General features: G+C 54.8%; 11 protein-coding genes. 5 read left to right on the top strand and 6 right to left on the bottom strand.

Features of this window, described 5'->3' with window-relative positions; genetic code table 11:
- Window position 1 precedes the first annotated feature (1 nt).
- A complete protein-coding gene (locus BN8_RS03595) occupies window positions 2–772 on the bottom strand; it encodes an MreC domain-containing protein (RefSeq protein WP_009280432.1) in 771 nt (256 codons plus the stop codon).
- A gap of 400 nt (window positions 773–1,172) precedes the next feature.
- Here BN8_RS03595 and BN8_RS03590 point away from each other — a divergent pair, with 400 nt between their 5' ends.
- From BN8_RS03590 to BN8_RS03580, 3 genes are all read left to right on the top strand, one after another.
- Window positions 1,173–1,766, top strand: coding sequence for a Crp/Fnr family transcriptional regulator (locus BN8_RS03590; RefSeq protein ID WP_009280431.1), 594 nt, complete (start codon window positions 1,173–1,175; stop codon window positions 1,764–1,766).
- A 98-nt stretch (window positions 1,767–1,864) separates the two neighbouring features.
- Window positions 1,865–3,019, top strand: coding sequence for a saccharopine dehydrogenase family protein (locus BN8_RS03585; protein ID WP_009280430.1), 1,155 nt, complete (start codon window positions 1,865–1,867; stop codon window positions 3,017–3,019).
- Window positions 3,006–4,178: a serine hydrolase domain-containing protein gene (locus BN8_RS03580; protein ID WP_009280429.1), complete on the top strand. Its 1,173-nt coding sequence runs from the start codon at window positions 3,006–3,008 to the stop codon at window positions 4,176–4,178. The genes BN8_RS03585 and BN8_RS03580 overlap by 14 nt, the downstream gene beginning before the upstream one ends.
- A gap of 199 nt (window positions 4,179–4,377) precedes the next feature.
- Here BN8_RS03580 and BN8_RS03575 read toward each other — a convergent pair whose 3' ends face one another.
- Complete coding sequence (locus BN8_RS03575; RefSeq protein WP_040005304.1) at window positions 4,378–5,091, bottom strand: SDR family oxidoreductase; 714 nt, start codon at window positions 5,089–5,091, stop codon at window positions 4,378–4,380.
- 234 nt (window positions 5,092–5,325) lie between these two features.
- Here BN8_RS03575 and BN8_RS03570 point away from each other — a divergent pair, with 234 nt between their 5' ends.
- Window positions 5,326–6,027, top strand: a complete 702-nt coding sequence (locus BN8_RS03570) for a porin family protein (protein WP_009280427.1) — start codon at window positions 5,326–5,328, stop codon at window positions 6,025–6,027.
- A gap of 155 nt (window positions 6,028–6,182) precedes the next feature.
- Here BN8_RS03570 and BN8_RS03565 read toward each other — a convergent pair whose 3' ends face one another.
- From BN8_RS03565 to BN8_RS03550, 4 genes are all read right to left on the bottom strand, one after another.
- On the bottom strand, window positions 6,183–7,130 hold the full coding sequence (locus tag BN8_RS03565; RefSeq protein ID WP_229367665.1) for a formylglycine-generating enzyme family protein: 948 nt from the start codon (window positions 7,128–7,130) through the stop codon (window positions 6,183–6,185).
- An 8-nt stretch (window positions 7,131–7,138) separates the two neighbouring features.
- Window positions 7,139–8,887, bottom strand: coding sequence for a single-stranded-DNA-specific exonuclease RecJ (gene recJ, locus BN8_RS03560; protein ID WP_009280425.1), 1,749 nt, complete (start codon window positions 8,885–8,887; stop codon window positions 7,139–7,141).
- A gap of 247 nt (window positions 8,888–9,134) precedes the next feature.
- Window positions 9,135–10,220 (bottom strand): endo-1,4-beta-xylanase, encoded by a 1,086-nt coding sequence (locus BN8_RS03555; RefSeq protein WP_009280424.1) that lies wholly within the window; start codon window positions 10,218–10,220, stop codon window positions 9,135–9,137.
- A gap of 281 nt (window positions 10,221–10,501) precedes the next feature.
- Entirely contained in the window at window positions 10,502–12,448 is a 1,947-nt protein-coding gene (locus BN8_RS03550; RefSeq protein ID WP_040005302.1) for a sialate O-acetylesterase, read from the bottom strand.
- A 395-nt stretch (window positions 12,449–12,843) separates the two neighbouring features.
- Between BN8_RS03550 and BN8_RS03545 the strand changes: the two genes are divergently transcribed.
- The gene (locus tag BN8_RS03545; RefSeq protein WP_051040987.1) at window positions 12,844–13,266 is read left to right on the top strand and encodes a DUF2141 domain-containing protein; all 423 of its coding nucleotides are present in this window, start codon (window positions 12,844–12,846) and stop codon (window positions 13,264–13,266) included.
- The last annotated feature ends 156 nt before the right edge of the window (window positions 13,267–13,422 follow it).

The raw sequence follows: 13,422 nt of genomic DNA, 5'->3' as shown, positions 1-13,422 counted from the left end.
CTCAGTAAATCGCTTTGTCGATAAACGAGAACAGTCTGCTTTCTGCCCGTAACTGGTCAACCGAACTGTTGTCGGTCACTAGTACATCCCCCCGCTTGTGTACCAGCGAATCCCGCAGGTCGACCAGCGTCTTATCGCTGGCGAACGGGTGCGGCTTCATAATCAGCTTGTACTCGCCCTGCATCTGAACGCTGGCCTTGATGAACAACAAGGTCTGGCGCTTCAGCGTAAAATCTTCGGTAATTACCAGTTCCTTATCGGATATGGACTTGATCTTATACGGCGAATTCTGCTTGATGAACAAGTCGTTCAGCGCCTGGATCACCTTATCGACGGGCAGGTCATACTCCCGCTTGGCCAGCCGGGCCGTAGCAAAATAGCCCTTGATTACGTCCAGATCGTGCTTAACCACGCGCAGAGAAGCCACCGAGTCGTGGAGCGCCCGGAGTTCGCCGGCCATGCCCTGAATCCGAAGCTCATAGGCCTTCACCAGTCGTTTGTTTTCAGCGTACGACTCCTCCAGCAGTTGTTTGAACCGGACGCTATCCTGCCGCAGAGCTTCGACATGCAGCACCAGCTTTTTGTTTCTGGTATTGAGTTTGGAAACCTGCTGGGTTAATCCTTTCGAACGCCTGGCCAAATACTGCGCTTTCTTCTGAAAGTACGCGAGCCGATTAGTAAGCGAATCAAGGGCCGCACTGGATTGCGACTGAGCCTGGGTTACGGTAGATAGCGTTATTAATCCTAAGAAGAGCCATATAAATCTTCTCATACGTGGTACAAGTTTTAGAAGTGGTGTACATTAAAAAAAGGAAACTATTTACAAACTAAAGCTCGTCAGGGTTACCGTCAACATGTATACTTACTGAAAACACTTAGGCAACTATTCGATTTATCAATAAACCCAGGACATTATTTTACGTACATTTTCACACCACATTCTTACATTTAACAATCAATAATATACGTTAATGCTTCGCAAATGTAGTATAAGCAACATTTAAGGCAATAATTATTAACGGTATTCAAAAAATATAAACTAAACGGTTTTAAACAGGCTTACAGAGGGTTAGAGAGCACCCATTGACGTACCGCCAGACCCGAATCCCCCTCACCCTATGCCCCATGCCCTCACCCCTTGCCTTGCCGCCATTCCGGTGTAATTTCGGGTTATGGATGCCCTTCAATCCCTTCGCCGGCGCTACCTGCAGCTAGTAGACAACCTGTCGCCCTCGGCCCGTACCGCCTACGACGCCGTTACGCGCCGGGAACTGCTGCCCAAAGGTTACTACCTATGCCGACAGGGATTCGTTTGCCGCACCATCGCTACGTTGCAGAGCGGTTCAGCCCGGATCTTCCACCTCAAACCGGAAGGCCGAAGCGGAGCCACCGACGTAACAACGGCCTTTTTCTTTCCGGGCGATTTCGTCACGTCTTTCCAGAGTTTCTACCTTCAGGTGCCCAGCCAGTCGGCTATCCAACTGCTGGAAGAATCGGCGGTAACGCTGCTTGACTACGACGCCCTGCAATCGCTGCGGGCCGCTTATCCCGAGATCGACCAGATTGACCGGCTGAGCAACGATTACTACACGATGTGGCTGGAGCAGCGCATCTTTTCCCTGCAATTCCACACGGCCGCCGAACGCTACGCCGACCTGCTGCGCAACGAGCCCTATCTGGTGCAGAAAGTCCCCCTGAGCTATATCGCGTCCTACCTCGGCATCACGCTCGAAACCCTCAGCCGCATCCGCGCCCGAATCGACTGACCGTTTTTGACATTAGTCAAATCGGCTTTTGATACTTGTCAAGCAACGGCCCGGCGGCCCTCGCCAACTTTGCCCCGTCAATCAACCAACGCAACATCATGAACGTAATGCTGTTAGGCGCGGGGAGCATGGGCCAGTGGGCTGCTCAAACCGCCGTACAACTTGAAGCCGTCACGCGGCTGACCATCGCCGACCGTAGCCTGCCTGTAGCCCAGGCACTGGCCGACACCTGCGGCCCGAAAGCCGAAGCCATGGCACTCGACGTTACCGACCAGGTCACGTTGCAGCAGGTACTGCGTACCCACGACGTAGTGCTCAACTGCGTCGGGCCGTACTATCGGTTTGGCGTACCGACGCTCAAAGCCGCCATTCAGGCGGGTTGTCACTACCTCGATCTCTGCGACGATTGGGAACCGACGCTCGATATGCTCAGCCTGAGTGCGTCGGCCACAGAAGCGGGGATTACGGCTGTAATCGGCTTAGGTGCCAGTCCGGGCGTATCGAATCTGCTGGCGATGAAACTGGTCGCGTCCTTCGACCAGATCGACCGGCTCTACACCGGCTGGCGGGTTGAGTCGTCGTTTGATGCAGTCGACAGTCGGGCGGCTATCGAACACTGGGTCCACCAGTTCACGGGGCAGATCGAAGTACATCAGAACGGAATGCGGCAAACGGCCCGGCCGCTGGAACCGGTCACGCTTCACTACCCCGGCGTGGGCGAACGGACGTTTTATACGCTCGGGCACCCCGAAGCGGTAACCCTGCCGCTGTCGCTGCCCGGCCTTCGCGAATGCAAGAACCTGATGCACATGCAGGAGGCAACGTATCAGGGTATAGCGCAACTGGCCGCTGCGGTGAATCAGGGGCAGCTCACCGTAGCAGAAGCCGCCGACAAGATTGCTCAGGAGCAACAGGCGAATCCGACGCGGGAGGACATACTACCGGCCGATGCAGCCGAGGTTCCGTCGCTTTTTGCCTGGGGCGAGGGCTGGATTGATGGGCAACGGGAGCAACGAGCTATTAGTTTGCGGGCTTTTGCGCCGGGTATGGGTGGTATGACGGGCATTCCGCTGGCCGTTGGGTTGTCGCTGCTGGCCGAAGGACAACTAATCAAACGGGGGGTACTCACACCGGAAGCCGCTTTCGACCCGGATGCGTTTTTGCGCGTGTTCAGCCAGTATTGCACGTATCCCGCGCCGGTAGCGGCCGATCAGTTCGTCCACCTTACCTCATCAAGCCATGAAACGGCCTAGTCTATGGCTGGGCGTTCTGGCCCTTGGCCTGACGACGCTCGGCTGTTACTACCTCTTCGACACACAAGGCCATAAGACCATGACTACCTTACAAACCCAGAATCTGCTGGATAAGGTTATACAACCCGGGGGCCACCACCCCATTCATTACGTATCGATGCAGTTGCAGGGCCCGGATCAGTTCAGCGGGGCCGCCGGTCGAGTACCCGAAACGGGCGAAGCCATCACGGTCGGGCACGCCTTTCGCATCGCCAGCATTTCGAAACTGTTCACGGCCACGCTCGTGCTGCAACTGATTGAAGAAGGTCGGCTTGCCCTGTCAGACCGGATCGCCGACCGGCTTTCGGGCGTTCGTTACGTTCATCCCGACCGCCTGCATCGGTTTGGCGGACACGACTATGGACAGTCTATCACCGTCGAACATCTGCTCCGGCACACGAGCGGATTGGCCGATTATATCGACAACGAAGCGTTTCTGGCCAATGTGATGGCGAACCCGCAACAGCACTGGTCGGCGGAGACCATCATGCAGTGTTTCGAGGAATTGAAACTGGCTGACAAAGCCGTAGCGCCCCCGGGCGAACGGATGCATTACGCCGACACCAACTACGTGCTGCTGGCCATCCTGATCGAGCAGCTTACCGATAAACCGCTGCACCAGAACCTGACGGAGCGCATTTTTGAGCCATTGGGCATGGACAACACCTACCTGGAGTTCTACCAGCCACCCCGTGGTCAGGCCCCTCTGCTTTATCCGTACGTTGGTGAATTATCGCTGCGGCACATAAACACCTCGTTCGACTGGGGCGGGGGTGGTCTGGTGTCTACCCATGCCGATCTGCACCGGTTCATTCGGAACCTGGTAGGCGGTCGCTTATTCAGGAAGCCGACCACGCTGACCCAGATGACGGATTTCCGGCCCGAAAACAATGCGCGGTTCATGCTCGGCTCACCAACCAGCGACTACGGTTTGGGTATCCGGCGGCTTCGTTTTGGTTCGTATACGCTGATCGGCCACAGCGGTTCCTGGGGATGCGTGCTGTATTACGACCCGGAGAAGGATGTTAGTCTTTCGGTGGCGGTCAACCAAATGCAGAACGATGGTGTACTCAGCCAACTGATCCGCCAGACCCTCCTGACCAGCGAAGAGATTGATTAAGTGCAAGTTGATGTTCGGGTGCGGTCAGGCTGAGAACCTGACCGCACCTTTACGCGGTCTGACGGCACGTCTGCACCCAGTTCCCGGCTCGTTACGCGGGTCTATCGTGCCCGGTCAGACGTACCGTCAGACCCGAATCATACGCCTATCTCAAGGGTCTGACGGCACGTCTGACCCGAATCTCCGAATCCCGCGCTCATTACCACTCCACGGTGCGCCTGTCGTGCCAGAACTTGCCGGTTTCGGTCGGCGACGCTTGAGCCGCCAGCCAGACAATGGTGTCGGCTCCTTTCTCCACCGGACGACTGGCACTGGGACCACCCATGTCGGTACGTACCCAGCCCGGATCAACGCAGTTGACCACGATGTTATGCTTATGCAGGGCGGCCGCAAACTGGCGCGTTACGGCGTTCAGCGCCGTTTTTGAAATGCTATAAGCGGGTGCGTACGTATCCATATCGTGCAGCGCCCCGGCCCCGCTCGATACGTTGACAATACGGGCTCCATTCGGGCTTTTCTGGAGATACGGCAAAAAATACTGCGTCACCAGAATCGGCCCCGTAACGTTCGATTTCAGCGTCCGGTCGAGCATTTCGGTATTGAGTTTGGTAATGTCCTCGCCGTGGTCTTCCAGCACGGCCGCATTGTTGATCAATACGTCGAGGTGGTCGGCTTTCTGCGAGAACGTACCGACCGCGTTCTTAATACTGACCGGGTCCGTAATGTCGAGGTGAATAAACGTAGCTTCGAAGCCCTGATTGCAGAGTTCTTCGGCGGCTTCGCGGCCTTTGGCCATGTCGCGGGCTCCGATAAAAACGGCAAAGCCCTGTTGTGCAAGCTGCCGGGCAGTTTCCTTGCCAATACCTTTGTTAGCGCCTGTAATAAAGGCCGTACGTGAATGTTCAGTAATCATGGATGTTTTTCTGCTGTTGCGATATGTCTGGCACACAATATGTAATACATCGCCCAAACCAGAACGCAACCTTTTCGACGACGGCCGGATGTTGGCCATCCAATCCTTAACTGCTTCCGTCGCACAGGTGTTCAGGAAAACAACCGTAAGCTAAAACACCGTTGCCATTTCCTCATCAGTGTTCTCTTTTTCTGTAATATACCGACTAAACTTGTGGTGTCTCCACTAATCTTTATGAAACCACTATCGTTTCTTTTGACATTTAGCTTTATCCTGTCAATCCTTTCAGCGCCGATTCTTGCCCAGAATCGGGGTGGGTTTACCTCCCCGTCCACAAGCCGTCAGGCTGGTGCCCGGCCCGTTGGTTCGTCTCAATCGGACCTAACGATTCCCCGCGATGTAGCGGCCGTTCGGGTAGGGATTCGTGGTGGCGTTACGTACCCAATCTTTCTGGAAAATCAGGGCGCCGACCCAAGCATCGGTTATGTGGGGGGCATTGTAGCGCAATTTGGGCGGGGTAACGTATCGTTTCAGCCGGAGGTTAATTACAGCCAGTTTGGCTTCAATACATCGATTCCCTTTTTGGGCTCCATCAACGCCCGGTTCACCCAGATCGAGGTTCCGTTGCTGCTGAAATTTTCGTCGGGTCAGGCCACGGGGCACCGCTTCTTTTTCAACGTTGGTCCGTACGGCTCATATCTCTACCGCGCCACCAGCAATGGTATAGAACAGGACCTCGATAACGTATTGGATACCCGGTTCAGCGTCGGGGCTGCGGCCGGGCTGGGAGCGGCCTTTAAAGCGGGTCCCGGTCACCTGACTGTTGAAGTACGTGGTTTGTATACACTTGGTACCACCGAAGAAATCAATACCGACAGCCGCCTTATTGAGCTTCAGGGGACCCTTGGCTACTTGATTCCGCTGGGCGGACGATAGGCCTGATACGGTTAACTGCTTACTTGAAAGTATAAACCAGAAAAAACGAACTTTAGACTTTTATTTCTCATAGAGTGGGTTTCGGAATGGCGGTGGCTCCTGGCTGTCGCCATTTTTGTTTTAACCCACTTCAGAGGGAGTAGAAGGCGTAGCGATCACACGTCTTTCACACAACGAAAACCGACGTGCATCAGCGATGTTTCGGGTGAGGTAAACGACCGGCCCGACACCCGGTAGCCGTGGCACCAGCCCGGTTCGCACAGGAACGAACCGCCCCGCTGTACTTTCTCGGTCGGGTTGGTGGGTGGCTGCCCAGCCATTACGTCGGCGTAGTTCTGTCGCCAGTCTTCGCACCACTGCCAGACATTACCGGTCATATCGGTCAGGCCGAGCGGAGTTTTGCCGAACTGGCCCACCGGCGAGGTCAGGTGGAAGCCATCCAGTACTGCGTCGGATTCGGGGAACGTTCCGTTCCAGGTGTTAGCCAGGTACTTACCGTCAGCGTTTATCAACTCATTGCCAAACGGATACCGGGTTCGGCTGTTGGTCGCGTTGCGGGCTGCGTGCTCCCACTCAAACTCATAGGGCAGCCGCTTACCGGCCCAGCGGGCGTAGGCCTGGGCATCGTTCCACGATACCTGCGTAACGGGATGATTGTCGGGGGCTGGAGGTTGCTCGGGCCCCTGTGGGTGCGACCACTTGGCTCCCTTGCGGAGTGTCCACTGCCGGGTGGTTTCGTCCAGTACGGCCCCATCGCCAAACTTTTCGGCTTCGGTTTTGTACTTCGTTGCAGTCACAAACCGACGAAACTCAGCCACCGTAACCGGGTGTTCATCCATGAAAAACGGCTTAACCTGCACCCAGAGCAACGGCTTTTCCCACGCCTGTCCATCGTCGGCCCCGATCTGCGTCAGGCCACCCGGAACGAACACCATTCCGTCGGGTACGCCGGCCGGGGGCGTTGCAACCGGGGACGTTGGTTCAGGCTTGTCGGCATACACCATGAGGGTTGGTGTCAGCGACCGTCCCTCCGGCTCAGACTGGCAGGCCACAAGCGCACCGACCGCAAATAAACCCATCACGAACTGGATGCGTAGTGTCATAATATGCATCACCATTTAATGTCCCGCAGCATCAGTTGCAGGGAAATGTTGCCCCCGTAGTGATTTTCTTCAACCTGGTAGCAGATTGAGAAAGGCTCACCCGAACTGAGCTGATCGGCCCAGTGGGCAAAGCCGAAACCAACGGCCGTGAACGTATGACCCGAGCGCCCCTGCCGGACAGTCATCTTCAGGTGCTTTTCTTTCATGATCGTCGGCAATCCGACCATATACACATCGTCGGTCATGAACACCGGGCACATGTTCTGCGGGCCGAACGGCGCCATCTGCTTCAAAATGCGGACCATCTTGGGCTCGATTTCGCTGAAGTCCATCGGCAGGTCAATTTCGACCAGGGGAGTCAGGTGTTCTTCGGTGATCTTGCGGGCGACCACCTCCTCGAACTTCCGCCGGAAAGCCTCGATGTTATCGATGGGCAGCGTCATCCCGGCCGCGAAGGTATGCCCCCCAAACTGTTCGAGCAGTTCGGCGCACTCTTCAATGGCTTCGTACACGTCGAAGCCCGGTACCGACCGCGCCGACCCGGCCGCTTTGTTATGCGACTGCGTCAGGATAATTGTCGGGCGGTGAAAATGCTCGATGCAACGCGACGCCACGATACCGATCACGCCCTTGTGCCAGGTGGCATCGTAAAGTACGGTGGTTTTGGCCTTTACCATCGTCTCGTTACGCCGGATCATAGACAGCGCCTGCTCCGTGATGGTCGTGTCGAACTCGCGCCGACTGGCGTTGTGCTGGTTAATCTCCTGCGCAAACGTTTCGGCTTCTTCCTCCGAATCGGACAGCATCAGTTGCACGGCCGCTTTGGCGTGCTGAATCCGCCCGGCGGCATTGATGCGGGGTCCCAGCCCGAACACTACGTTGGTGATGTCGAGCTCCCGCGTGAAACCGGCTACCTTAATCAGCGCCTTCACGCCCGGCCGGGGCGACTGATTCAGCACTTTCAGTCCGTAGTAGGCCATTACGCGGTTTTCGCCCGTGATGGGTACGATATCCGACGCGATGCTGATGGCCACCAGATCGAGGTAGCCGAAGAGTGTTTCGAGCGGGATATTTTCAAAGATGCAATAAGCCTGTAGCAGCTTGAAGCCAACGCCACAGCCGGTCAGTTCCTTGTAGGGGTAGTTGCAGTCGGAGCGTTTGGGGTCCAGCACAGCCGCAGCGGGCGGCAGTTCATCGCCGGCGGTTCCGCGTCCGGGGCGGTGGTGATCACAAATAATAAAATCGACCCCGAGCAGCCAGGCCTCGGTCACCCGATCGACCGATTTAATACCACAGTCGAGACTGACGATCAGCGAGAATTCGTTCTCGACGGCCCACTCGATACCCGCTTTCGATACGCCATAGCCCTCCTTGTATCGATCGGGAATGTAGTAGTCAACGTGGGGGTAGAATGTCTTCAGAAACCCATAAAACAGCGCGACCGACGTTGTACCGTCGACATCGTAGTCGCCATACACGAGAATTTTTTCCTGCCGCAGAAACGCCAGTTTCAGGCGCTCGATGGCCCGGTCCATGTCTTTCATCAGGAACGGATCGTGCAGGTGGCCCAGCTCCGGCCGGAAGAAAGTACGGGCCTCTTCGAACGTATGGATGCCCCGCTGCACGAGCAGCCCGGCCAGAAACGGACTGATATTCAACGATTGGGTAAGCGCTTCGATAGCCACCCGCTGCGCTGACGAGTCAGGGAGGGGTTTGGTAATCCATCGTTTCGGGGGTGGTGTCGGCTGGGCTATCATACTGGCAAACTACGTTCATTAAGCCGGTCAAAGTGTAAGGTTCAGCAGGCTTGATCCACCCTCTGTTCGCTTACGTTTGCCCTTGAACTGCTCATGGCTACTAATGGCCCGGTTGAGGGGCTTTTACAAATGTAAAAAATGGGCGGTGAATTTACCGCGCAACAGACCAAAAAAGGCCGGCTGCGGGTAAAGTCACCGCCCCTGTTCAAGTCAATTCCCGCGCTATTCGCTGCGGTATTTGGCCGACTTAGAAATTGACAACTCCTTTGAAGGCTTCCTTGGGCTGAAAATTCTGATCAAACAACAGCGGGTAATCTTTTCGCCCCTGAACGGGGAAGTTGTCGAGCCAGGTCGTTTTGTCGGAGACGTTCCAGAACGTAACGCCGGTCAGGGTTCCTTTGTGCTTTCGGAACGTATCAAACAGCATCTTGTACTGAGCCGCCTGTTTTGTCACCATATCCGGGGTCAGCTCACCCGTATCGGTTGGTTTTTTAGGCCGGCGCTCGTGTTCTTTCGGGTGAACCGATACGTCCAGCTCCGTGATCTGAACCTGCAAACCCAGGCTGGCAAACTGCCTGATGGACTTTTCCAGCTCCTCGACGGTTGGTTCGTAGATCGACCAATGGCCCTGCAAGCCAACCCCGTGGATGGGAACGCCTTTGTTCTTCAGCTTTTTCACTACCTGATAAATCCGCTCCCGCTTCGACGCATTTTCGGTGTTGTAGTCGTTGTAGAACAACGTAGCCTTGGGGTCAGCCGCGTGGGCATATTCAAACGCCTTTTCGATGTAGTCCTCCCCGATGATCTCGTAAAATTTAGACCGTCGATAGAGGCCCGTACCCGTATCCGGCACCGCTTCATTGACTACGTCCCAGGCGTAAATCTTGCCTTTGTACCGCCCCACTACGTCGTTGATATGTTGTTTCAGGCGACTCAGCAGCACCTCACGACTTACCTGATTACCCTGGGCGTCGGTGAAAAACCAGCGGGGTGTCTGATTGTGCCAGCAGAGCGTATGCCCCCGAACCTTGAAGTTATTCTGCTGGGCGAAGGCCACAATGGCATCCGCATCCTGCCAGAAGTACCGGTTTTCCTCAGGATGAATCGGGCCCATTTTCATGGCATTTTCGGGTGTCAGGCTGTTGAACTGCTGCCGAATCAACTCCGTTTCCGGCCCGGTCAGGCTTCTGGGCGATACGGCCACCCCGATCGGGAAATAGTTCTTGTAGGCTTCTTTCAACGTAGGCTCAGCCAGGTGCCTGTCGGGCTCGACCGTGGCTCCGAAGCAAAGTAAACCACCGAGTAGCGCTGTTAAACCAATTGATTTGTCCATGACGAATGTGGTTGATTGATAAGGGTTTAATTTATGAGTGGGAGGTTGAAATGTGTTGAAAAAGCTTCTTTTATGTGTTGGTAGACTGATTGAGTGTCTGGATTATGGCTGATACATGGCGTCGACCTCACCCCCGCCCCTTCTCCTTCAGAAGGAGAGGGGAGACTTTAATGAGATTTCTTTTGTCCTCTGCGACAACGCTAGAGCTAGCTTAACATGGGCTACGCGTAGCCCCTCTCCTTCAAAAGGAGAGGGGTTGGGGTGAGGTCCCTAAATTACCTCTACTTACCATCCGTTCGGAACGGAGAAGCAGGTATTCCTTCTTTGTTATACAGATTCGGGTTAACGGGGTTGTCGGCCCAGGCGTAGCGCACGTACTGGGGCGAAGCCACTTCATCGCTCCACACCACCACGTTGTCACCTTCTATTCTCGCCTTCGCCCAGACAAACTTTTTATCACTGCCGGCAATGGCGAACTCACCAGGTGCTTCGCCGTCGTTGGTGATCAAACCACTGCCTACATGCGTAAAACTAATCACGATTTTGTTGCCCTCAATCGTGGCGGACTGGAACAGCGGTCCCGAGTAAACCAGCTTTTCGTTGTACGCTACGTTCATAGCAGCCAGGGCCAGCCGTTCACCCACATCTTTTTTGTTGTCAGGGTGAATGTCGTTCCATTCGCCCAGGTCAATCGCGACCGCCATGGCCGTATTAGGTACCGAAAGGGCTTTAAGCTGCGCTTCCCGCAAGACGGCCCAGCTACTCTCGGCAGGTTGATAGGTATATTCCATGAAGCCGGGAAGCTGCACGTACAGGAACGGCAGATTTGGCTGGTTGAACCGGTTTCGCCAGTCGCTGATCAGTGCCCGCTGCAAAGCTTCGTACTCCCCGGGACGGCCGGCGTTACTTTCGCCCTGGTACCAGCACACCCCTTTGATGGCGTAGTCGATGGCCGGAGCGACCATGGCGTTATACAGGGCCGTCGGCTGATTCTGCGCATTGATTCCTCCGGCTGGATTGCCCCCGCCAAAGCCGCCACCGGTAAATGGTCGGTAAGCCGTACCTACTTTATACTGCCAGGTTCCTTTTAAATCAACAGTGTCGGCACCGGCGAAGATGCAATAGGGCTTGTCGGGTACGAAGCCGCCTTTTCCGGCCATATTCGTCACCCGCACGACAAAGACGTTCTTACCAGGCTTCAGCACATCGGCCGGGACCGCATACCGACGTTGCGGATATTGGTAGGTCGTTCGCCCAACCTGTTTGCCGTTAATGTAGAGTTCATCGGCATCCACAATTCGGCCCAGAAACACCCTGGCTGCCTTGCCCGTCATGGAAGCCGGAATGTCTACCTCCCGCCGATACCAGACCACACCGTTCAGGTCCTTGATGCCCTGATCCTCCCAATAGCCTGGAATATTGATCGGCCGCCAGCCTTTGGGCGTATAAGCCGGGTCGTACCATTTGGTGGCACCGGCCGTGCCTAAATCGACTGGGGGTGCGGGCCGGGGAGCGTTAGTCCTCCGTCGGGCCAGGCCGTTGACGTAGGTTGTGTCTTTGTTCTTTTCGATGAGCGCCTGCTGCGCCGGAATCTCCTTCAGACCCTCCTCACTGATCCAGGCTTCAATAGGCGTTCCACCCACACTGGCATTGATGATGCCAACCGGTATGTTATACTTCTGGTGAATCTTCCTGGCAAAGAAGTAAGCCACCGCCGAAAACGGCCGGACGTCCTCCCCTATGGCCGCTTTCCATTGCCCCTGCGGAAAATCGGGTTGCGGCCCTCGCAGGTTTGTCAGCGTAGGTACCCAGAACTGGCGGATCTGGGGAAAGTTGGCCTCCGCAATCTCTTTCGCATAGGTCACGTCGTGAATATTCATCTGGTGAACCATGTTGCTCTGGCCGCTGCACAACCAGACATCGCCCAGGAGAACATCGTTGACGGTCAATTGGGAATTCCCACCCGTAATCTCCATCGTAAATGGCCCACCTGCGGGCATGGGCGGTAATGCCACCTTCCATTTCCCCTGATTATCTGTTGTGGCTTTATACGTTTTATTTTTGAAACGTACCGTGATTCGCTCCCCTGCCTTCGCCCAGCCCCAGATAGTCAGGCGTGTATCGCGTTGCAGCACCATGCCATCACTGATGAGTTTAGGTAAACGCAACTGCGCCTGTACGGTCAGACTGGCTATCAGCAGCCAGCAGAGAAGAGTTAATCGTTTCATTGTTAATCGGTATGCTCGCACAAAGTTGTTTCTCAGCATCTAAAAATTACGGCTCCTTCCGACAGCTTCTACAAAAGGACCAGGCAGTTAATCTGTTTAGATTCTCAAATAAACTAAATTTTATGCAATCGATTGCACCCATAATCAAATCAGTTGTTAATAGCTTCATGGATGGATGGGCAAATCCTCGTTCCATATGTCATGGAAAAATATTATCCGGTCAGTTAGTCTCAACGCCTGCCCCTTGACTGGTTCAGTTTGACACAAGTTGGGGCTACGATCATGCGATTCATCGGAAGCCGCTGTTAATTGTTCAGCCATACATTTGAAAAATAACGATTGCCAGAATTTACTAAATCCGGTATATTTTCGTTGTTGGAAAAACTACGATGCCAATGCCTGTTTTCCTGTTGCTGCTCTGCGGCTTTCTGTCAACCGCTTCCACCAGCCTTCTGACCGAAAAAACCAAGCTCCACGTTGACGTCCAGAACATTCGGGAAGCCAAAGGGTCCATACACATTGCCATCTTCAAAGCCTGCGACAATTTTCCGAATTGCAAACCCCTTGATTTTAGGCTGATCAAAGCCAGTACAAAGAGCGTTGAGACCTCGTTCGAGGTAGAGCCTGGCAACTACGCCGTGGCGGTGTACCACGACGCCAATGCCAACGGTGTGCTGGACAAACGTATGTTCGGCATCCCCAAGGAACCTTACGGCTTCAGCAATAATTTCCGCCCGGTGATGTCGGCTCCCAAGTTTAAGGATTGCGAGATTCAGGTCGGCGCCAGCGACAAAGCGATTAGTATTAAGTTACTCTGATTCGGTCGAACACACAGCCCGGCGGGCAGGATTTATCCGATTCAAATGATTTTCAGGATTCTTACCTGTATTGTTGGAAAATCGGGTAAAACCATTCATCGGGTAAATTCGGATCAGAAATTTTTCGTACTTTTGTCCGGCAAATAACACCACCTG

The organism is Fibrisoma limi BUZ 3 (genome assembly GCF_000296815.2).
Taxonomy (GTDB): Bacteria; Bacteroidota; Bacteroidia; order Cytophagales; family Spirosomataceae; genus Fibrisoma; species Fibrisoma limi.
The sequence above is the reverse complement of the archived record's forward strand: the minus strand, read 5'-3'. Positions and strand labels throughout refer to the sequence as shown.

Excerpts from the sequence above, each read along its gene's own strand:
- BN8_RS03595 (WP_009280432.1), bottom strand. The coding sequence starts at position 772 with ATGAGAAGATTTATATGGCTCTTCTTAGGATTAATAACGCTATCTACC.
- BN8_RS03590 (WP_009280431.1), top strand. The coding sequence starts at position 1,173 with ATGGATGCCCTTCAATCCCTTCGCCGGCGCTACCTGCAGCTAGTAGAC.
- BN8_RS03585 (WP_009280430.1), top strand. The coding sequence starts at position 1,865 with ATGAACGTAATGCTGTTAGGCGCGGGGAGCATGGGCCAGTGGGCTGCT.
- BN8_RS03580 (WP_009280429.1), top strand. The coding sequence starts at position 3,006 with ATGAAACGGCCTAGTCTATGGCTGGGCGTTCTGGCCCTTGGCCTGACG.
- BN8_RS03575 (WP_040005304.1), bottom strand. The coding sequence starts at position 5,091 with ATGATTACTGAACATTCACGTACGGCCTTTATTACAGGCGCTAACAAA.
- BN8_RS03570 (WP_009280427.1), top strand. The coding sequence starts at position 5,326 with ATGAAACCACTATCGTTTCTTTTGACATTTAGCTTTATCCTGTCAATC.
- BN8_RS03565 (WP_229367665.1), bottom strand. The coding sequence starts at position 7,130 with ATGACACTACGCATCCAGTTCGTGATGGGTTTATTTGCGGTCGGTGCG.
- recJ (WP_009280425.1), bottom strand. The coding sequence starts at position 8,887 with ATGATAGCCCAGCCGACACCACCCCCGAAACGATGGATTACCAAACCC.
- BN8_RS03555 (WP_009280424.1), bottom strand. The coding sequence starts at position 10,220 with ATGGACAAATCAATTGGTTTAACAGCGCTACTCGGTGGTTTACTTTGC.
- BN8_RS03550 (WP_040005302.1), bottom strand. The coding sequence starts at position 12,448 with ATGAAACGATTAACTCTTCTCTGCTGGCTGCTGATAGCCAGTCTGACC.
- BN8_RS03545 (WP_051040987.1), top strand. The coding sequence starts at position 12,844 with ATGCCTGTTTTCCTGTTGCTGCTCTGCGGCTTTCTGTCAACCGCTTCC.